12 protein-coding genes and 1 pseudogene are annotated in these 20,944 nt (G+C 72.6%); 4 read left to right on the forward strand and 9 right to left on the reverse strand.

The window, feature by feature from the left end:
- The first annotated feature begins 60 nt into the window (after window positions 1-60).
- Complete coding sequence (locus ACH4U7_RS14650) at window positions 61-1,647, forward strand: AMP-binding protein (protein ID WP_398528308.1); 1,587 nt, start codon at window positions 61-63, stop codon at window positions 1,645-1,647.
- A 23-nt stretch (window positions 1,648-1,670) separates the two neighbouring features.
- On the opposite strand, the gene ACH4U7_RS14655 is transcribed toward ACH4U7_RS14650, so the two are convergent.
- Together ACH4U7_RS14655 and ACH4U7_RS14660 are read right to left on the reverse strand one after the other, a co-directional pair.
- Window positions 1,671-4,592 (reverse strand): protein kinase, encoded by a 2,922-nt coding sequence (locus ACH4U7_RS14655; RefSeq protein ID WP_398528309.1) that lies wholly within the window; start codon window positions 4,590-4,592, stop codon window positions 1,671-1,673.
- 145 nt (window positions 4,593-4,737) lie between these two features.
- Window positions 4,738-6,717, reverse strand: a complete 1,980-nt coding sequence (locus ACH4U7_RS14660; protein WP_398528310.1) for a protein kinase — start codon at window positions 6,715-6,717, stop codon at window positions 4,738-4,740.
- A 284-nt stretch (window positions 6,718-7,001) separates the two neighbouring features.
- Here ACH4U7_RS14660 and ACH4U7_RS14665 point away from each other — a divergent pair.
- A pseudogene (locus ACH4U7_RS14665) lies at window positions 7,002-8,262 on the forward strand (serine hydrolase domain-containing protein).
- A gap of 49 nt (window positions 8,263-8,311) precedes the next feature.
- Here ACH4U7_RS14665 and ACH4U7_RS14670 read toward each other — a convergent pair.
- A complete protein-coding gene (locus ACH4U7_RS14670; RefSeq protein WP_398528311.1) occupies window positions 8,312-10,033 on the reverse strand; it encodes a glycerol-3-phosphate dehydrogenase/oxidase in 1,722 nt (573 codons plus the stop codon).
- Window positions 10,034-10,312: 279 nt separating this feature from the next.
- On the opposite strand from ACH4U7_RS14670, the gene ACH4U7_RS14675 reads away from it, so the two are divergent.
- Window positions 10,313-11,584 (forward strand): nucleotide sugar dehydrogenase, encoded by a 1,272-nt coding sequence (locus ACH4U7_RS14675; RefSeq protein ID WP_398528312.1) that lies wholly within the window; start codon window positions 10,313-10,315, stop codon window positions 11,582-11,584.
- Window positions 11,585-11,733: 149 nt separating this feature from the next.
- Here ACH4U7_RS14675 and ACH4U7_RS14680 read toward each other — a convergent pair whose 3' ends face one another.
- Together ACH4U7_RS14680 and ACH4U7_RS14685 are read right to left on the reverse strand one after the other, a co-directional pair.
- Window positions 11,734-14,139, reverse strand: coding sequence for a DUF6049 family protein (locus tag ACH4U7_RS14680; RefSeq protein ID WP_398528313.1), 2,406 nt, complete (start codon window positions 14,137-14,139; stop codon window positions 11,734-11,736).
- A 70-nt stretch (window positions 14,140-14,209) separates the two neighbouring features.
- Window positions 14,210-15,433: a rod shape-determining protein gene (locus ACH4U7_RS14685; RefSeq protein ID WP_398528314.1), complete on the reverse strand. Its 1,224-nt coding sequence runs from the start codon at window positions 15,431-15,433 to the stop codon at window positions 14,210-14,212.
- Between the two features lie 381 nt (window positions 15,434-15,814).
- Between ACH4U7_RS14685 and ACH4U7_RS14690 the strand changes: the two genes are divergently transcribed.
- Window positions 15,815-16,480 carry a hypothetical protein gene (locus ACH4U7_RS14690; protein ID WP_398528315.1) on the forward strand — a complete coding sequence of 222 codons (666 nt, stop codon included), beginning with the start codon at window positions 15,815-15,817 and terminating at the stop codon, window positions 16,478-16,480.
- A gap of 98 nt (window positions 16,481-16,578) precedes the next feature.
- On the opposite strand, the gene ACH4U7_RS14695 is transcribed toward ACH4U7_RS14690, so the two are convergent.
- From ACH4U7_RS14695 to ACH4U7_RS14710, 4 genes are all read right to left on the reverse strand, one after another.
- Window positions 16,579-17,706: a GuaB3 family IMP dehydrogenase-related protein gene (locus ACH4U7_RS14695; RefSeq protein ID WP_385614006.1), complete on the reverse strand. Its 1,128-nt coding sequence runs from the start codon at window positions 17,704-17,706 to the stop codon at window positions 16,579-16,581.
- Window positions 17,707-17,765: 59 nt separating this feature from the next.
- The gene (gene guaB, locus ACH4U7_RS14700; RefSeq protein ID WP_398528316.1) at window positions 17,766-19,268 is read right to left on the reverse strand and encodes an IMP dehydrogenase; all 1,503 of its coding nucleotides are present in this window, start codon (window positions 19,266-19,268) and stop codon (window positions 17,766-17,768) included.
- Between the two features lie 111 nt (window positions 19,269-19,379).
- Window positions 19,380-19,991, reverse strand: coding sequence for a sigma-70 family RNA polymerase sigma factor (locus ACH4U7_RS14705; protein WP_089509638.1), 612 nt, complete (start codon window positions 19,989-19,991; stop codon window positions 19,380-19,382).
- A gap of 257 nt (window positions 19,992-20,248) precedes the next feature.
- Entirely contained in the window at window positions 20,249-20,860 is a 612-nt protein-coding gene (locus ACH4U7_RS14710; RefSeq protein ID WP_003948568.1) for a response regulator transcription factor, read from the reverse strand.
- Window positions 20,861-20,944: the final 84 nt, after the last annotated feature.

Raw genomic sequence — 20,944 nt, forward strand, 5'->3', positions numbered from 1 at the left:
AAGGCGCCGAGCTCTACGCTTCCCGCACAATCTGACTGAGCGTCAGTTGGAGGTTCCGGTATGACCGACACCGCCCAGGAATTCGGCACCGCGCATGAGCTCGGCACCTCGGCGACGCTGTGGGAGCTGGTCGAGCGGCGCGCCGCACTCACCCCCGACGCCCCCGCCCTGCTCCAGGCCGCCGCCTCCGCCCGCGACGACCGGCGGATGACCTTCCGCGCCCTGCGCGCCCGCGCGGAGCGCACCGCTGCCGGGCTGTACGGGATGGGGGTGCGCCCCGGCAGCCGCGTCGCCTGGCAGCTGCCCACCCGTATCGAAACGGCCGTCCTGACCATGGCCCTGGCCCGGCTGGGCGCCGTGCAGACCCCGCTCATCCCCTTCTACCGCGACCGGGAGGTCGACTTCGCGCTGCGCGCCTCCGGCGCCCGCTTCCTCGCCGTCCCCGGTCGCTGGCGCGGCTTCGACCACACCGCGATGGCCCACCGCCTCGCCGCGCGACTGCCCGATCCGCCCCTGGTCTTCGAGGCGTACGACACCCTCCCCGAGGCCGATCCGGACGCCGTGCCGTTGCCCCCGCCGCCCACCGACGGAACCGCCGTCCGCTGGATCTACTGGACCTCCGGCACCACCTCCGAGCCCAAGGGCGTTCTGCACACCGACCGCAGCCTCATCGCCGCCGGGGCCTGCCTGGGCCATGCGCTGCGGCTGCGTCCGGACGACGTCGGGTCCATGGCCTTTCCGTACGCCCATGTGGCCGGGCCCGACTACACGGTGATGCTGCTGATGTACGGCTTCCCCGCCGTGCTGCTCGAGCACTTCGCGCTGCCCGCCTCGCTCGCCGCGTACCGGAGGCACAAGGTGACGGTCGCGGGCGGCAGCACCGCCTTCTACTCGATGTTCCTGGCCGAACAGCGCAAGGACCCCGGCCACAAGCTCATCCCCACCCTGCGGCTGCTGGCCGGCGGCGGCGCCCCCAAACCGCCCGAGCTGTACTACGAGGTCGTCCGCGAGCTGGGGTGCCAGCTCACCCACGGCTACGGCATGACCGAAGTTCCCATGATCACCATGGGTGCGCCGGACGACACCCCGCAGCACCTCGCGACCACCGAAGGGCGGCCGCCGGCGGACATGGAAGTCCGCATCGTGGACCGGGACGGAAAATCGCTGCCCTCAGGGACCGACGGCGAGGTGCGGTTGCGCGGCGAGGCCGTCTGCGCCGGGTATCTGGACGAGGCCCAGACCCGTGAGGCGTTCGATGCCGACGGCTTCCTCATCACCGGCGACCTCGGGCATCTCACCGCGGAGGGACATCTCGTCCTCACCGGCCGCTCCAAGGACGTCATCATCCGTAAGGGCGAGAACATCTCCGCAAAAGAGGTCGAGCAACTGCTCTACGAGCACCCCGACGTCGGCGATGTGGCCGTGATCGGGCTGCCGGACGCGGAGCGCGGCGAGCTGGTGTGCGCGGTGGTCGAACAGCCCGCCGGCACGGAACCGCTCACCCTTGAGGCCGCGATCGCGTATTTGCGCGCCCAAGGGCTGTCCGTGCACAAGCTCCCCGAACGGCTCGAAGTGGTCGACGCGCTGCCGCGCAACGACACGCTCCGCAAGGTGCTCAAGTACAAGCTGCGGGAGCGGTTCGCGTAGCGAGCCGCTGACCTGCGGCGGAATCAGCCGGACGTGCTGTACGTCGCCGTCGCCTGCTCGAAGTAGCGGGCGACCGCGCGGCGCTCGTCGGCCGGGCCGATGACCAGGACGACGTGGTACCGGCCGTCGATGAGCATCACCAGATTGCGGGCGTACACATTGCGGCCGCTGCTGTCCCGCCAGCTGAACTCCCCCTCGGCCATCGCCGTCTGCCCCACGTCGATCCGCCGCAGCCCGGAGGACGAGGCCCAGGAGGAGGAGCGGAAGGCGGACAGCTCGGGCTCCTTGTTCTGCTGGTAGGCCATGGGGTCGGAGCCGAACTCCGACTCCTTGTCCCGCCCCGCCACCACGACCAGTTCGAAGTCGCCGCCGATATAGCGAATCTGGCCGCGGGAGTTCTCGCCGCGGCGGGTCCAGCTCTCGTGCACGGCGACCTTGAACCCCTTGGGGTCCTTGCGCACCGCGAAGCCCTTCGCCAGGCCCGCGGGCGGCGTCGACTGCGCCTGCTGGTCGTCCGGCGAAGACGTTCCCGAACCCTCGCCGCCCCCGCTCGAATTCTGCGGATCGTGCTGCGACGGCTCCCGCGAGGCGGTCGGCGCATCGCTCTGCGCGCCCGCCGTGCCCGTACGGCCCTGGCCTTTCTCCTCGTCGGCCCGCGGCATGAACATCATCGCGTACAGCACCGCCGCCGCCAGAACCAGCAGTATCAGCGCCAGCAGCACCCGGCCCAGCCTGCGCGGGCGGCGCTCGCCCGGCTGCTTGCCCCGCTTGTGCCGCCCGTGCGCGGCGACGACCGGCGCGCCGCCCCCGCGGCCCCTGCGCACCAGCCAGCCACGACGGCGCACAATGGGCAGCCGCCGGGGGTCGGACGGCCCGCCCGGCCCTATCGACGGCACCGTGACCGTGCTGCTGCCGACATCCGGCTCAGGCGCCGAGCGGATCAGCGACCGCAGCCAGCCGCGCAGCTCCTCGAAGTCCGGGCGCTCGGTGGGGTCCTGGCGTAGCAACGACTCGACGACCGGGCGCAGCGGACCGCACTCCTCCGCGTACGCGGGCGCCTCGGAGCACACCAGCTGCACCAGCTCGGCGGCGCTCTCCTCCGGGTACGGGGCATGCCCCTGTACGGCGCGGTAGAGCAGCACGCCCACCGCCCACAGGTCGGCGGCCGGGCCGACGGGAGGCGCCAGCCGCCAGTTCTCGTGGACCGGAACCGCCTGCTCAGGCGCCCACCGCTCGGTGACGGCCCCCACCACGACGATCCGCGCCTGCCGCGCGCGCTCGGCGGCCAGCGCGGTCGCGGGCCCGCGCCGCGGACCATGGGCGGCCGCGGCGTCGTCGTCCCACGAGCCCGCCTTGGGGACCCCGTTCGGGACGGCCGGTCGGCCCGGGTCGATGTACAGCGCGCGGGTCGCGTGCGGGTGCCGGTCGGCCTGAGTGCCCAGGTCGGTCTGCCGGTTTGGGTCGGCATACGGGGCCGGGGCCGAGCGGTTCGGGTCCGCGTCGGCGTACGGGGCTGGGGCCTTGACGAGGCCCGGGGCGGTGCCGTTGGCGTCGGGGGCGGGGCGCAGGGCGCCTTCCGCATGCTCGGCGGCGGGCCCGCTCGGGACTTCGGCCGCGCCGGGGCGCGCGCTACGCGGCGCGGAGCCCTCTACGTTCGCCCGCGCGGCGGCCCGGGCGCCCGCCGCGTAGGCGGCGATCGCGCTGGCTCGTGCGGCGCGCTCGGCGGCGCCCTGCGGGTCGCCGGGCGCCGGGGCGGACGGGCGGCCGTCGGAGGCCGGTTCGCCCCGCCGCGCTCCCGGTACGCCCGGCCCGGCACCGTGCGTGCTGTCCGGGGCGCTCAGGCCGTTGGGGTCGTCCGTCCGCCCGCCTTCGATGCGCTCGGCGGGGCGCCACTCCGAGCCCGGGGGCAGCCGCAACCCGGGGCCCGGACCAGGCTGTTCGAGCGCACCGCGCGGCCCTGGGAGCCCGCCTGCCGAGCCAGGCCGCGGCTCGCCCTCGCCCGGCGCCGCGCCCGAAGCACCCGCCGCGCCCGAAGCACCCGCCGCGCCCGAAGCACGCGGCGCGGGAAAGCCACCCGCCGCGCCCTGGTCGCGGTACAGCGGCTGCGTCCGACGGGTGCCGGGACCGCCGCCGGGAGGCAGAGCGCGCCCCACCGCGGAACGCCCCTCGACAGCCGGTCCCCCGACGTCGCCGCCCCCGACCTCACCGCCGTCGGTGTCCGCGTCAGCGCCGGAGCCGGCGTCAGCCTCCTCCGCCGAGCCAGAACGCCCGCCCCCCTCCGGCCTGTCGACCGGACCGGCGGACGGCCGGGGCACCGGGTCGTACCCGCACAGCGCCTCTTCCGCGGCGCCCGCCGCCAGCCCGGTGAGCATGGCGCGCCCGTCGTCGCAGACGAGGACGGTCCGGGCGGTGATGTTGCGGTGGATCCAGCCGTCGGCGTGCAGGGCGCGCAGCGCGGTGAGAATGTCGTGGGCGAGCTCGGCGGCGCGGTACGGGGACAGCGTCCGCTCCGCGAGCAGCGCAGCCAGCGGGCGGCCGGCGACCAGTTCGCTGACGATCCACAGGCTCCCGGCCTCCACGAAAACATGGAAGACCTGGTCGAGCCGCGGATGGTCGGGCACCTGCGCGGCCGCCGTCGCGGCCTCGATGGCGCGGCGCACCGCCGGGTCGCCGCCGACACGGGCGCCGCGGCCCATCCCGTTCGTACGCCCTGAAGCCCCCGAGTACTCCGAGTACCCCGAGACCCCGGCCCCGCCCGCCCCGTAGCGCCCGTCGTCGCCGACGACCTCCGCCTCGACGGTCTCCGGCAGCGGTATCTGCCTGAGGTGGACTTCCTGCCCGCTGTAGGTGTCGAAGGCGCGGGTCTCGACGAGTTCGTACTCATCGGCCGGGGGCAGGGGCAGGCGATAGCGGTCGGCGAGAACCCGACCCGCGTATTCGTCCACGACGCCTCCCCGAGCGCGCGATCCACTCCCTCATCCGCACCGAACGAAACCGTCAATCAAGGGCGTTTTGCCCGCGCTTGCCGCTGCGTACGGTTCTCGGCCTCTCACGATACGTGCCCGGGGCGCGCCGTGCCGACCGGTGTGCTCAGTCCGTGATGTCGAAGGTGTCGAACGCGGTCTCGCGGAGCGTCTTGCACTCCTTCTCGTCCCACTTGCTCTTCTCGCAAGTGATCATTATGGCGAAGCCATGGCTGTCGTCCGCCCGGAAGCCGCGGTTGAGCACCCGGACCCGCTTGCCGTCCTTGTCGCGCTCGAACTGCCAGTCGGCGACCGTGGGGTAGCCGTGCCACTTCACCGACTCGATGCTGATCAGCTCGTAGCCGGGCGTGCTCCTGCTCACGGCGGGTTCGCTTTTGCGCCACTCAGCCGCCGCGTCCGACTTCGGTGACGTGGTGAAGTCGATCTGGATCCGCGGGATATCGGACCCGCCGTAGTAGATCTTGCTGCCGGAGTAGGTCCCCGCGTGGGCCTTCCACCCCTTGGGCATCGCCATGGTGAACGGGAAGTCGGAGCTCTTGACGGTCGCGTACCCGTCCGGCTGCGAGCCCTTGCCGCCTCCGCCGTCCTTGCCCTTGTTGCTGTCATCGCCGCCGTCGTCCGAGCCGCCGGAGCCGCCCTTGCCCTTGTTGCCGTCGTCCGTCGGCTTCTCGGTGGACGTCTGCGGCTCCGGGGACTTGCTGGACGACTGGTTGGCAGAGTCCGTTCCGTCCTTCGTGTCGGCGCCCGTACTGGCCGAAGCCGTCCCGCGGTTACCGGACTTGCCCTGGTCACCGCCGTCGTCGCCGCCGCTCAGCGCGATGGCGAGCACCGTGCCGACGACCGCGAGCGCCACGATCACCGCGATGATCACCAGCGTGCGCTTGGGCACCACGTCCGTCAGCGGGGCGCGCGGCGGCGGAGCGGGCGAGCCCGCCGAGTCCGCAGAGCCCGAGGAGCCCGCGGCGGGGGCCGCGGCCTTGGCCTTGCCGGACTTGGCCGGCTTGGCGGGCTTGCCATCCGAGGACTTCTTCGCGGCGGAGGCGGCCGAGTCGGCGGACGCCCCGGCGCCACCCGATCCGGCGGCGGCACCGGCCGACGCCGACGCCGCCGATGCCTTCCGTACGGAGCGCAGCGCGCCGCGCACCCGGTCCGAGGGCGCGGCGGACGGGGCGTCCTCGGGCGGGGCGGGCGGCAGGGACATGGTGCGGGTGGCGTTGGCCGCCGCGGCCTTCGACCGGCCCTCGTCGGGCGCGTCCAGCGCCTGGGTCAGCAGCGCCCGCGCGCCCGCGTCGTCGAGCCGCCGCTCGGGGTCCTTGTCGAGCAGGCCATAGATGACCTCCTCCAGCACGCCCGCGTTCTTCGGCTGGTCGACGGGCTCGGTCATCACGGCCGTGAGCGTCGCTATGGCGGTGGCCTTGTCGTACGGCGGCACGCCCTCCACCGCCGCGTACAGCAGGCCGCCCAGCGACCACAGGTCGGCCGGCGGGCCGGGCTTGTGGCCGCGGGCGCGCTCGGGCGAGATGTAGGAGGGCGCGCCGACGAGCATGCCGGTCGAGGTGACGGAGGGATCGCCCTCGACCTGGGCGATGCCGAAGTCGGTGAGCACGACGCGGCCGTCGTCCGCGATGAGGACGTTGGACGGCTTCACATCCCGGTGCAGGATGCCCGCCTGATGCGCGGCGCGCAGTACGTCGAGGACGGCGAGCCCCACCTCGGCGGTGCGGCGCGGGGTGAGCGGGCCGTCGTCCCGTACGACGTCGGCGAGCGAGCGGCCCTCGATGAGCTCCATGACGATCCAGGGGCGGTCGTCCTCGTCCACCACGTCGTAGACCGTGACGGCGCCGTTGCTGCGGATACGGGCGATCGCCTTCGCCTCGCGCAGCGTACGGGTGATGAGCCGTCTCTTCTCGTCCTCGTCGACGCTCGACGGGAAGCGCAGCTCCTTGACCGCGACGGTGCGCCCCAACGTTTCGTCACTCGCACGCCAGACCGTGCCCATCCCGCCCTGGCCGAGAACTTCCCCGAGCCGGTACCGCCCGGCGAGGAGGCGCCCGGTCGAGCCCTGCGTCCGCTCCGCCTCCGACATGCGTCCCCTCTGCAAATCAACCCGCCCTGAACCCACCCTGGGAGAGCCCCCATTGTCTCTCATCCGCGGACCGGGGGAAGTCCCGGGGTCCGGGGCCGGGCCTGGCGGCCGCGGCCACACCTGTGAGCATCTGGGGGTTCGCAGCCGATGAGGGCTTCACGAAATTCCAACGAGACCCGACGAAAACCCGGCGAGACCCGAGGCAACCTTAGGCGACCCGGGACGCCTCAGGACGACCCGAGGAGCAGAGAAACAGAGGAACAGTCAACGAAAGGGCTCCCGATATGCCGATCCGCGCCCCCGGGCGGACGAGGCGGGGCCGCGCGCGGGCCGCGGCGCTCGCGCTGGCGGCGCTCCTGGGCGCCGCGGTCCCCGGCTGCGGCGCCCCTGCGGACCCCGGCGCGGCTCCCACGCCCGTCGCCGCGACGGTCCGGCACTCCGGCGGGCGGGACGCCGAGGCGGCGCTGCACGCGGCCGTACGGCGGCTGGTGGCCGGGGGCCGGGCACCGGGGGCCGCCGTGCTCGCCCTGGACGGCGACGGGACGCGCTTCGCCTCGGCCGGGCTGGCCAATGTGCGCACCGGTCGGCGAATTCACGAAAGCGACCGCTTCCGCGCGGGCAGCATCACCAAGACCTTTGTCGCGGCGGTCGTCCTCCAGTTGGCCGAACGGCGACGGCTCGACCTGGACGACACGGTCGATGAGCACCTTCCGGGGCTGGTGCGCGGCCAGGGCAACGACGGCCGGAAAATCACCCTCCGGCAGCTTCTCACCCACACCAGCGGTCTGTTCGACTTCGCGGGCGATCGGCGCGTGGTCCGTCGGCTGGCCGGCCCGCCGGGCGCCTCCCCCCTGACGCCACGGCAGCTCGTACGCATCGCCGTCGCCCACCGCCCGCAGTTCGCCCCGGGAGCCCGGTGGCACTACTCCAACACCAACTACGTCCTGCTGGGCCTGGTCGTCGAGCGCGTCACCGGCCGCCCCTACGCCGCCGAGACCGAGCACCGCGTGCTCACCCCGCTCGCCCTGCGCGGCACATCCTTCCCCGGCACGCGCACCACCCTCCACCCCGCACGGCCGCGCCTACGCCGCCCAAAGCGGCGCCCGTCACCATCACACGCCCCGCGACCGCGCCCCTGGCGACCGCGCCCCGCGCGACCGCACGCCCCACGACCGCACGCCCCGCGATGTCACCGACCTCGACCCGTCCCCGGCGAGCGCCGCGGGCGAGGCGATCTCCACCCTCGACGACCTGGCCCGCTTCTACGCCGCACTGCTGCGCGGCGAGGTGCTGGGCCCGGCGGGGCTGCGGCGGATGCGCGACACCACCGCCTCCGAAGGGCGGTACGGGATGGGCCTCTTCCCGGTGCGGCTGTCCTGCGGGGTGACGCTGTGGGGCCACAACGGCCGGATCAGCGGCTCCTACGTCCAGGTCGTCGCCACCCCGGGCGGCCGCCATGTGCTGGCCTACCGCCTCAACAGCGATGTGCTCCCGCCCTCGGCGGCGGAGCGGGACCTCCTCAAGGCCGAGTTCTGCCGGACCTGATCCGCCGCACCTAGTCTCTTGTGCCCCGCGTACCCCCGCACCCCGGAGCTCAGAGCGGGATGATGTCCGGCGCCCCCAGCCGGGCCGCGTCCGCCGTCAGATCGTCAGGCTGGAGCTGCGACTCGCGCTCCGCCTCGACCCGCTTCTCGTAGTGCCGGACCTCCTTGTCGATCTGCTCCGGCCCCCAGCCCAGCACCGGCGCGATCAGCTCGGCGGCCTCCCGGGCGCAGCGGGTGCCCCGGTCGAAGGTCTCGATCGAGATGCGGGTGCGCCGGGTCAGGACGTCGTCCAGGTGGCGGGCGCTCTCGTGGGAGGCGGCGTAGACGATCTCGGCGCGCAGATAGTCGTCGGCGTAGGTGAGCGGTTCGCCCAGGGATGGGTCTTCGGCGATCCGTTCCACGATCTCCTCGGCGAGCGAGCCGTAGCGGTTCAGCAGATGCTCGACGCGGGCCACATGCAGCCCGGTGCGCTTGGCCATGCGCGCTCGCGCGTTCCACAGCGCCTGGTAGCCCACGGCGCCGGCCAGCGGCACCTCTTCGGTGACGCAGGGGCCGACCCACTGGTCGAGGCCGTGCACCGCCTCGTCGACCGCGTCCTTGGCCATGACCCGGTACGTGGTGTATTTGCCGCCCGCGACCACCACCAGGCCCGGCGCGACATGCGCGACCGTGTGCTCGCGCGAGAGCTTGCTGGTGGCGTCCGACTCGCCGGCCAGCAGCGGGCGCAGCCCGGCGTACACGCCCTGGACGTCGGCGCGGGTGAGCGGGACCGCCAGCACCTCGTTGACATGCTCCAGCAGATAGTCGATATCGGCGCTGGAGGCGGCCGGATGGGCCTTGTCCAGGCTCCAGTCGGTGTCGGTGGTGCCGATGATCCAGTGCCTGCCCCATGGAATCACGAACAGCACGCTCTTCTCGGTGCGCAGGATCAGCCCGGTCGTGGAGTGGATCCGGTCCTTGGGCACGACGAGGTGGATGCCCTTGGACGCCCGTACGTGGAACTGGCCCCGCTCCCCGATCAGCGCCTGCGTCTCGTCCGTCCACACCCCGGTGGCGTTCACCACCTGACGGGCGCGGATCTCGAAGTCGGCGCCCTTTTCCCCGGAGGGCGTCTCCATGTCGCGCACCCGGGCACCGACGATGCGCTCCCCCTCCCGCAGGAAGCCCACCACCCGCGCCCGGTTGGCGACATGGGCGCCGTACGAGGCGGCGGTGCGCACCAGCGTGGTGACGAAGCGCGCGTCGTCCACTTGGGCGTCGTAGTACTGCAACGCCCCGACCAGGGCGTCCTTCCGCAGACAGGGGGCGACCCGCAGCGCCCGACGCCGGGTCAGATGGCGGTGCGCGGGCAGCCCGCGGCCGTGCCCGGAGGAGAGCGACATGCCGTCGTACAGCGCCACGCCGGTGCCCGCGTACAGGCGCTCCCAGGCGCGGTGTTTGAGCGGATACAGGAACGGCACCGGCTTGACCAGATGCGGGGCGAGCCGCTCCAGCAGCAGCCCGCGCTCCTTCAGCGCCTCCCGTACGAGGACGAAGTCCAGCATCTCCAGATAGCGCAGGCCGCCGTGGATCAGCTTGCTGGACCGGCTCGAGGTGCCGGCCGCCCAGTCCCGCGCCTCGACCAGGCCGGTCTCCAGGCCCCGGGTGACGGCGTCCAGGGCGGTGCCGGCCCCGACCACCCCGCCGCCCACGACCAGCACGTCCAGCTCCTGGTCCGCCATCCGGGCCAACGCCTCGCCGCGCTCGGCCGGCCCCAGTGTCGGTGTCCTCACGGCTGCCTCCCGTGGCGATCGAGACGGTGATCGAGATCACAACGTTCGTGAACGATTTTCCTGGGTTTCCGTCCGTGACGCCATGCCGGTGCAGCGTCGGTGCCTGCCCCGTCCACAACGAGCAACGGCACGACGCCACGGCACGTCGCAACACCGCGCATCAACACCCCGCATCAACACCCCGCATCAATACTGAATACGAGTCATATTTCCGCTTAGTCTGTATTCACGCAATTTCGCGCCATCCGGAATCGCCTCGGGAAGGGTCGGCACGAAGTCATGCCCGCAGATCTCGCCGTCATCGGACTCGGCCACCTCGGCATCCCCCTCGTCCAGGCCGCCACCGCCGCCGGCGTCCTCACCCTCGGCTACGACCCCGACCCCGGCGCCGCCGCCGATCTGCGCGCGGGCAGGCTGCCGTGCGGGGCGTGGGACGGCGCGCTGTCGGCCGCCGACCTGCGCCGGATGGCCGCCGGGGGCTTCCGGACCACCAGCGACCCCGCCGAGCTCGGCCGCGTCCACACCGCCGTGATCTGCGCCCCGACCCCGCTCGGCGCGGACCGGACGGCCGGCTTGTCGGCGGTCGGTGAGGCCGCCCGCGCGCTGGCCGCGCAGCTGCGCCCGCACACCACCGTCGTGCTCGAATCCGCCGTGTACCCCGGCACCACCGAGGAATTCCTACGGCCGATCCTGGAGGACGGCTCCGGACTGCGGGCCGGGCGCGACTTCCACCTCGCCTACTCCCCCGGCCGCCTCGACCCCGGCAACCGCGCGTACGGCTACGCCAACACCCCCAAGGTCATCGGCGGGCTGACCCCCGCCTGCACCGAGGCGGCCGCCACGTTCTACGGCCGCCTCACCGAGAAGGTCGTACGCGCCCGGGGCCCGCGCGAGGCCGAGACCGTCAAGGTCCTGGAGACCAACTACCGGCACGTCAACATCGCCCTGGTCAATGAGATGGCGATGTTCTGCCAGGACCTCGGCGTCGACCTGTGGGACGTGATCCGCTGCGCCGAGACCAAGCCGTTCGGCTTCCAGGCGTTCCGGCCGGGGCCCGGTGTCGGCGGCCACGGTGTGCCGATCGCCTCGGACTGCTCGCCGTACGGCGGGCGCGGCCCCGGCCGCCCGCTGGCCATGGTGGAGCTGGCGCAGCAGGTCAACGGGCGGATGCCGGGCTATGTCACCCGGCGCTGCGCGGCCCTGCTCAACGAGCACGGGAAGTCGGCGCGCGGCGCCCGGGTACTGCTGCTCGGGGTGAGCTACAAGCCCGACGTGGGCGACCAGGAGGGCGCCCCGGCCCGCGAGATCGCCTCCCGGCTGATGGAGCTGGGCGCCCAGCTGAGCTTCCACGATCCGTTCGTGGCGCGGTGGCGGGTGCTCGGCCGACCGGTGCCGCGCGCGGACGCGCTGTACGAGGCGGTGGCCGACGCCGACCTGACGGTGCTGCTCCAGCACCACCGCAGCTACGACTTGCAGGGCCTGGCCGTGAAGGCGCAGCTGCTGCTGGACACGCGCGGCGCCAGCCCGGCGGGCACGGCGTACCGGCTCTGAGCCCCCGCACAGTGCCGCCCCGCCGTACCGGCTCCGAGCCCCCGCGACCGTGTCAGCTCTGAGCCGCCGCGCCCACAAACCCGCGCCACCCCCGTACGCCCGGGGACTCACACCCGTACGCCTGGGGATTCACCCGTACGCCCGGGGATTCACCCCCGTACGCCCGGCGGTGGCGCACCACCGCGCGCCTGCGCGCGGCGCAGCCGGAACGCGGCGGCCAGCATCATCAGCCCCACCCCGCCCGCCACGAACGCCACCGCCCCCGAGGGCACCGAGCGGACATCGGCCGTGAAGATGATCGGGCGGCCCCAGGGCCTGCCGTCGGAGCTGGTGTAGAGCTGGGCGGTGAGCCGCACCGGCCCGTTGGCGTGCGCCCGCACCCCGACCCGTACCGTACGGCTGACCGCCCGCGACGCCTGTACCCCGACTGCCCGGTCCACCGCGGCAAGCCGCTCCGGCCGGCTGGAGGCCACTCGCAGCTCCACTCCGGTCAGGTCCTGCTGCAGCCCGTTGTCGACCGTGACCGGGATGGTCGCGGACTGGCCGGCGACCGTCACCTTCGATTTGGGCACCAGCCGGACCGAATCGATCGAGGCGGTCAGATAGCGGCTCACACCACGCCGGTACGAGCGCGCGCCCGCCGGGTTCCCGCGCCAGCTCGTGGAGACCGCGCGCGCCATCGCGGCGTACGCGGAGGCGGTGGTGCGCCCCGGGTCGGACAGCACCTTCGAGAGAGTGCCAAGACGCCGCTGGTCCCGGGCGACCGCCGCCAGCGAGCGCGCGGGCAGTTCGGAGGCGCGCAGCGCGACCGGGTAGCCCCCGGCCTCGCGCAGCTGCCCCGGCTCCGGGTCCTGCGCCGCCGCCTCCAGCCGGGACGGCTCCAGCCAGCCCGCCCCCAGCCCCTCGGACACCGCCTCGGACACCGCCCGCGCCGCCCCGGCCGACATCCGGCGCGGGGGGACGACCATCAGGGCCCGCGGGGCGTACGGCAGCTCCCGGACGGCCGTCAGGCTCTCCGCGAGCAGCCGCTGCCGCACCCTCAGCCGGAGCGGCGCCCCGGCCGCACCCGCGCCCGGCCGGCTCTGGGCCAGCAGCGAGGCAACGGTCGTGTCGTACGTCAGGGCGGTCATCCGCTCGCCGAGCCCGACCGCGCGGTCGTCCGTGGCCCCGCCGGTGACCAGCGCGCCGGAGGAACGGCGCAGCCTGGCGACGGTGCTGCCGGAGGCCAACACCGTCCCCAGGCCCAGCCGCTCGGCGTACCCGGCGATCCCGGCGTCCACCACGCCGCCCGCCGGCCAGGCCACATCGGCGCGGGCGTCGGTGTCCAGCTCCCGGTCCACCACGTCCTTGCCCGCCCGGGACGCCCGGCGCAACAGCCCCGCCAGCGCTTCGCCGCCGGGGCCGCCGCGCGCGAGCGAGGCCAGGTCAGGGTCCGCGTACGGCAGCGCGATGACGTCCTGTCCGCGCACCGCGCGCTTGAGCGCGGCCAGCCAGGCCGCCGCCGCCCGCCCGCCCCGGCCCGCGGTGGTCCGCCGGGGGTCGGTGGCGCCGGGGGTGCGGGCCACCCGGTAGCCGTCCGCCATCGCCCGCGCCTGCGCCACCAGGTCCGGGTCCACCGCCCAGGTCACCGGCAGCCGCGCGCCCGTCTCGACCAGCCGCCACAGCCGCCCGCCCCCGGCGAACGCGGCGGCCAGCGCGTCATCGCGGAACACCGGCCGCACGCTCTCCGGGGTGCGCAGGGTCAGCGCCTCCATATGCGGGATGTCGGTGATCGGCCACAGCACGGTGGTGCGCAGCGGCTGGTACGCCGTGCCCTCCGGATAGACCGGCAGAAAGGTGCGGGCCAGCCCGAGAACGGCCCCGTCCTCGCGGGCCACGTCCACCGTCAGCCCGTACGCCCCCGCGCCGTCCGCCCCCAGCTCCGGCACCGGCACCCGCAGCCGGAAGTCGCGGCGGGCGCCGGGGGCGAGGGAGGGCAGCCGGTGGACATGGCCGGAGATCTCCTCGCCGTCCGCGCGGGTCAGGTCCGTGCGCCCGGCCGCGACGGCGAGGCCGCTGCGCGTGCCGAGCGCCGCCGGCCCGGTGCGCACGCCCACATGCGCACCGGTGACGCGCTGCCGTGAGTGGTTGACCACGGTGCCGCTGAGCGTGAGCCGGCCGTCCGGGCGCCGCAGGACGGCGGGGCTCGCGGACGCCAGCCGGACGGTCACGGCGTACGAGCTCCGGTGGCCGCCGACACGGTCACGCCCAGAGCCATGGCCAGGGCCGGACGGGGTGGCGCGGGGGCTCTCGTACGAGGGCACGGAGGGCACAGCCGCCAAAGGCACGGAGGGCACGGCCGCCGCGGCCGGTACCGGCGGCAGAACCGGCATGACCAGGCCCGCACTTAGGACCGTGCCCAGGCCCGTGCCCAGGCCCGCGCTCAGGGCGACGCTCAGGACCACGCTCAGGGCGGCGACCGCCGCGACGATCGCTCGCGTACATCTCCCGTCGCGTGCCACTACCGCCACCTCGACGTCGGTCCGTACCGCCCCCGTGAACGGACGCGGTGTCACCAGACCACCACGGGCGGGCCCGTACCGCACGTCCGAGGGCCCCGCCCGAGCGGGCCGTCCGCGCCCGGCCTCAGCCCCGCGCGGTGGCGGCCAGCCCCCAGGGCCGGGCGTCCAGCACCGTGCGCAGCGACGCGAAGTCCTCGACGCAGCGGCCGGTGCCGAGGGCCACACAGTCCAGCGGGTCGTCGGCCACCAGCACCGGGATGTCCAGTTCGCGGCTGAGCCGGACGTCGAGGCCGCGCAGCAGCGCCCCGCCCCCGGTCAGCACGATGCCGCGGTCCATGATGTCGCCCGCCAGCTCCGGCGGGGTCTCGTCCAGCGTCGACCGCACCGCCGCGACAATGCTGTCCACGGGCTCGGCCAGCGCGTGCCGCACCTCATCCGCCGTCAGCTCCAGGACCTTCGGCAGTCCGGTGACCAGGTCCCGGCCGCGGATGGTGCAGCGGTCCGGCGGCAGCAGCGTCTGCGTCTGCTCCGGGTCGGCAGCCTTGCCGGATCCGTCGAGCCCGTCACCGTTGCCGGGCTTGTCGAGCGAAAGGCCCTCACCGCTCCGGGTGGCCGACACCACCTCCACATTCCGCTCGGGGCGCCTGACGGACGATCCGCTGCCGGGCGCGGACCAGGCACCGACCGCTGTGGCGGAGCCGATGCTCACCTTGATCTCCTCGGCGGTCCGCTCCCCGATCGCCAGGGCGTACTGCTTCTTCACATGCGTGCTGATCGCGGCGTCCATCGCATCGCCCGCCATGCGCACCGAGCGGGCGGTGACGATCCCGCCCAGCGAGACCACGGCCACCTCGGTCGTGCCGCCGCCCACGTCGACCACCATGCAGCCGGTCGGGCAGCTCACCGGCAGCCCCGCGCCGATCGCCGCCGCCATCGGCTCCTCGATCAGATGCACTTGGCGCGCCCCGGCCTGTGACGCGGCCTCCATGACCGCACGCCGCTCGACACCCGTGATGCCGGAGGGCACACACACCACGACGCGAGGGCGGGAGAGCCGGCGGCTGCCCGTGACCTTCTTGATGAAGTGCCGCAGCATCCGCTCGGCGATCTCGAAGTCGGCGATGACCCCGTCCCGCAGCGGGCGGACGGCGACGATGTTGGAGGGGGTGCGCCCCATGGTCTCCTTCGCCTCGGAGCCGACCGCCAGCACGCTTCCGTCCGTCGTGCTGACCGCGACGACTGACGGCTCATTGAGCACGATCCCCCTGCCCCGCACGTACACCAGGGTGTTCGCCGTGCCGAGGTCGATTCCGACATCACGTCCCGTGAACGTCTTGTTCTGCGCCATAAGTTGACATTATTGCTTATGCCGGATTCTTGCCGGGCACTGATGTCGACCGCACCCTCGTACGACCGGATCGCTGCTACCTTGCGTTCATGATCACGTGACAGGAGGGGACACCGGAGCGGAACGACATCGCCTGCTCCGCCGTTTACAGAGGTGGAGAGTTACCTCAACGACAAGCACGTCACGGAATAGTGGCCGTCAAATCACCATAAGAACGGACAGGTTGTCTCTGTCCGGTCGCAGGCGTGTCACGGACGACAGACACGACTTGTCTGATTGTCGTGCCCGGCTGTTAGTTTTATGGCTCGAACTCTTCGTTCGCGCTCCCATCAGCACGAATCCCCGGAGCGCGGACATCACCTTCATCCCCGGGGGATCTCCATGAGCCAGAACTGGCAGCAGCCTCAGCAGCCGCAGCCGCCCCAGCAGCCCGGTGGTTACGGCTACCCGGCTCAGCCGCCGCAGCCGCAGTTCGGCGGCCCGCAGCAGCAGCCGCAGTTCGCGGGCGGCTTCCCGCCGCCGGCGCCGCCGGCCGGCCGCCAGGGCAACCCCGCGCTCGCCGTCCTCGCCGCCGTCGTCGCCGCTCTGGTCGGCGCGTTCCTCTACGCCTTCCTGCTGAGCGCGCTGGCCGACACGGACAGCCAAGAGCCGAAGATCACCCAGTTCGCCTACGCGGGTGTCGCCGTCGGTGCGCTCGTGGGTTTCGTCATCGCCAAGCTGGGCGGCCGCAACCCCGCACTGTGGGTCATCGGTGCGATTCTTGCCCTGGTAGCGGTGTTCATCGGTGAGACGTACGGCTACGCGATGGTCATGAGCGACTGGTTCAGCAACTTCGAGAAGCAGCTCAGCGGCGCCGGCATTGAGCCGCTGTCCGCGAACGAGATCTTCTTCAGCCACTTCAACTCGCCTGTGTTCGAGGTGAACGGGCAGTCCTCCCCCAGCCTGTTCGACGCGTGGAAGGACGACGCGGACGCGCTGACCTGGATCTTCATGGCGCTGTCCCCGATCGCGGCGGTCTCCACCGCCTACCGCCTCAGCAACCGCTGACGCCGATAGCGCGCTACAAAGCCACAAACGGGTTGGGCCCCGACCGCATCGCGGTCGGGGCCCAACCCGTTTGTGCTGCACCCGTTTGTGCTGCGCGCTCAGCGCTTGTCGTGCTGCGAGGGAGCGACCGTCACCTCGACCCGCTGGAACTCCTTGAGCTCCGAGTAGCCCGTCGTGGCCATCGCCCGGCGCAGCGCGCCGAAGAAGTTCATCGAGCCGTCGGGCGTGTGGGAGGGGCCCAGCAGGATCTCCTCCGTGGTGCCCACCGTGCCCAGGTTCATCCGCTTGCCGCGCGGCACCTCGTCGTGCACGGCCTCCATGCCCCAGTGGTGACCCCGGCCCGGCGCGTCCGTGGCCCGCGCCAGCGGCGAGCCGATCATGACCGAGTCCGCACCGCAGGCGATGGCCTTGGGCAGATCACCGCTCCAGCCGACGCCGCCATCGGCGATCACATGCACATACCGGCCGCCGGACTCGTCCATGTAGTCCCGGCGGGCGGCGGCGACATCGGCGACGGCGGTCGCCATCGGCACCTGGATGCCCAGCACATTGCGCGTGGTGTGCGCGGCGCCGCCGCCGAACCCGACCAGCACACCGGCCGCGCCCGTCCGCATCAGATGCAGCGCGGCGGTGTAGGTGGCACAGCCGCCCACGATGACCGGGACGTCCAGCTCATAGATGAACTGCTTCAGGTTCAGCGGCTCGGCGGCGCCGGAGACATGCTCGGCCGAGACCGTGGTGCCGCGGATCACAAAGATGTCGACCCCGGCGTCCACGACGGCCTTGGAGAACTGCGCGGTGCGCTGCGGGGAGAGCGCGGCGGCCGTCACCACGCCCGAGTCGCGCACCTCCTTCAGCCGCTGTCCGATCAGCTCTTCCTTGATCGGCGCGGCGTAGATCTCCTGCATGCGCCGGGTCGCGGTCTGCTCGTCCAGCTCGGCGATCTCCGCGAGCAGCGGCTCCGGGTCCTCATAGCGGGTCCACAGGCCCTCGAGGTTCAGCACCCCGAGACCGCCCAGCTCGCCGATGCGGATGGCGGTCTTCGGCGAGACCACCGAGTCCATCGGGGCGGCGAGGAACGGCAGCTCAAAGCGGTAGGCGTCGATCTGCCAGGCGATGGAGACCTCCTTCGGGTCCCGGGTACGACGACTCGGCACAACGGCGATGTCGTCGAACGCGTACGCCCTGCGGCCGCGCTTGCCGCGCCCGATCTCGATCTCAGTCACGTTGGGTGCCTTTCGCTCTTCAGGTCTGCCGTCCCAGTATCCCTGCCCCTTCGTACGCGCTAACGAGCGGAGTAGTTGGGTGCCTCGGTGGTCACCTGGATGTCGTGCGGGTGGCTCTCCTTGAGCCCGGCCGCCGTGATCCGTACGAAGCGGCCCTTCTCCTTGAGCTCCGCCACATTCGCCGAGCCGACATACCCCATCGACGCCCGCAGACCGCCCACGAGCTGGTGCGCCACCGAGGCGAGCGGGCCCCGGTAGGGCACCTGGCCCTCGATGCCCTCGGGCACCAGCTTGTCCTCGGAGAGCACATTGTCCTGGAAGTAGCGGTCCTTGGAGTACGAGCGGGCCTGGCCACGCAACTGCATCGCGCCCAGCGAACCCATGCCCCGGTAGGACTTGAACTGCTTGCCGTTGATGAAGACCATCTCGCCCGGCGACTCCTCGCACCCGGCCAGCAGGCTGCCCAGCATGACCGTGTCCGCGCCCGCCGCGATCGCCTTCGCGATATCGCCCGAGAACTGCAGGCCGCCGTCGCCGATCAGCGGCACCCCGGCCGCATGGCACGCCTGCGCGGCCTCGTAGATCGCCGTCACCTGCGGCACACCGATGCCCGCGACCACCCGGGTGGTGCAGATCGAGCCCGGCCCGACGCCGACCTTGACCCCGTCCACACCGGCGTCGATCAGCGCCTGGGCCCCGTCCCGGGTGGCGACATTGCCGCCCACCACATCGACCCTGATGTTGGACTTCAGCTTGGCGATCATGTCGAGGATGCCCCGGCTGTGGCCATGCGCACTGTCGACCACGAGGAAGTCCACCCCGGCCTCGACCAGCGCCTGCGCCCGGTCGTACGACTCGTCTCCGACGCCGACCGCCGCGCCGACGATCAGCCGCCCGTCGGTGTCCTTGGCCGCATGCGGATACTTCTCGGCCTTCACGAAGTCCTTGACGGTGATCAGGCCCTTGAGCACGCCCGCGTCATCGACCAGCGGCAGCTTCTCGATCTTGTGGCGGCGCAGCAGCTGCATCGCGTCCTCGCCGGAGATCCCGACCTTGCCGGTGACCAGCGGCATCGGGGTCATGACCTCGCGGACCTGGCGGCCCCGGTCCGTCTCGAAAGCCATGTCACGGTTGGTGACGATGCCGAGCAGCTTGCCCGCCGCGTCCGTCACCGGGACGCCGCTGATCCGGAACTTTCCGCACAGGGCGTCCGCCTCGGCCAGCGTCGCATCCGGCCGGACCGTGATCGGGTCGGTCACCATGCCGGACTCGGACCGCTTGACCAGGTCGACCTGGTTGGCCTGGTCCTCGATCGACAGATTGCGGTGCAGCACGCCCACACCACCCTGACGGGCCATGGCGATGGCCATCCGGGACTCGGTCACCTTGTCCATGGCGGCGGACAGCAGCGGCACATTGACCCGGACGTTTCGAGAGACTCTGGACGAGGTGTCGACCGCGTTCGGCAGCACCTCGGAGGCGCCCGGCAGCAGCAGCACATCGTCGTACGTCAGCCCGAGCATCGCGAATTTCTCAGGCACTCCGTCGACGTTGACAGTCATGACACCCTTCCAATGGTCTTGCCCCAGCGCGGACTCCCATGCTAACGGGCGCGACAGGTGTCCCATTCCTCCCTGTGGAAAACCCCATGGCCTGCTGAAACCCGCCGAAACCTACTGCTCGGCGAGCGCTCGCAGCCTGCTCAGGGCCCGGTGCTGGGCTACCCGCACCGCACCAGGCGACATCCCGAGCATCTGCCCGGTCTCCTCCGCGGTCAGCCCGACCGCGACCCGCAGCAGCACCAGCTCGCGCTGGTTCTCGGGGAGGTTCGCCAGCAGCTTCTTGGCCCACTCGGCGTCGCTGCTCAGCAGCGCCTGCTCCTCGGGGCCGAGCGAGTCGTCCGGCTGCTCCGGCATCTCGTCCGAGGGCACAGCCGTACTGCCCGGGTGGCGCATGGCCGCGCGCTGGAGATCGGCGACCTTGTGCGCGGCGATGGCCACGACGAACGCCTCGAAGGGCCGGCCGGTGTCGCGGTAGCGCGGCAGCGCGCACAAGACCGCGAGGCAGACCTCCTGCGCCAGGTCGTCCACGAAATGGCGGGCATCGCCCGGCAGCCGCGAAAGCCGCGTACGGCAATAGCGCAGGGCCAGCGGATGCACATGGGCGAGCAGATCGTGGGTGGCCCGCTCATCCCCCTCTGCGGCGCGCCGGACAAGGGCGCCGATGGCCCCTTGGGTCCCGGAGCCGCCGACCGGCGGGGACCCCTGGGTCTCGTCGTCGCGCATCCGTCCATGGTGCCTTGGCGCCGAGGCTTCCGCGGCACCGCGTCCGTAGTTGTGCGCTGAAGCGTTATGAGCAGGTGCGCCGGCTGTCGTCACGTCCTGCGCTCTCCCCTCACGCCCGACCGACATGTCCCCGAGGAACTCCACACCTTCAAGGATGCGGCATCGCCCGGCGAACCAACATAAGCCGCCGCCCTTCGCCCCGCCCGCCACCCGACGGGCGGGGACCGTCGGCCCCCTGTTTTGGGCTCTTATCCGGTCTAACGGACCAGGCCCCAGCGGAAGCCGAGCGCCACCGCGTGTGCCCGGTCCGAGGCGCCGAGTTTCTTGAACAACCGTCGGGCGTGCGTCTTGACGGTGTCCTCGGACAGGAACAGCTCACGGCCGATCTCCGCATTGGACCGGCCGTGGCTCATGCCCTCCAGCACCTGGATCTCACGGGCGGTGAGCGTGGGCGCCGCGCCCATCTCGGCGGAGCGCAGCCGGCGCGGGGCCAGCCGCCAGGTCGGGTCGGCGAGCGCCTGCGTCACGGTGGCGCGCAGCTCGGCGCGCGAGGCGTCCTTGTGCAGATAGCCACGGGCGCCGGCGGCCACGGCCAGCGCGACGCCGTCCAGGTCCTCGGCGACCGTGAGCATGATGATCCGGGCGCCGGGGTCGGCCGAGAGCAGCCGCCGCACGGTCTCGACACCGCCGAGGCCGGGCATCCGCACGTCCATCAGAATCAGATCCGAACGGTCGGCCCCCCAGCGGCGGAGGACTTCCTCGCCGTTGGCCGCCGTCGTCACACGCTCGACGCCGGGCACGGTCGCCACCGCACGGCGCAGCGCCTCTCGGGCAAGCGGGGAGTCGTCGCAGACGAGGACGGATGTCATGACCGCCCTCCGCAGCTGATGCGCGTCACCTTGAGCCTCCAGGCTGGTACATATCGTCACCTGTGCGATTGACAGCCTCGGACA

This window comes from Streptomyces sp. NPDC020845, from assembly GCF_044334165.1.
Classification (GTDB): domain Bacteria; phylum Actinomycetota; class Actinomycetes; order Streptomycetales; family Streptomycetaceae; genus Streptomyces.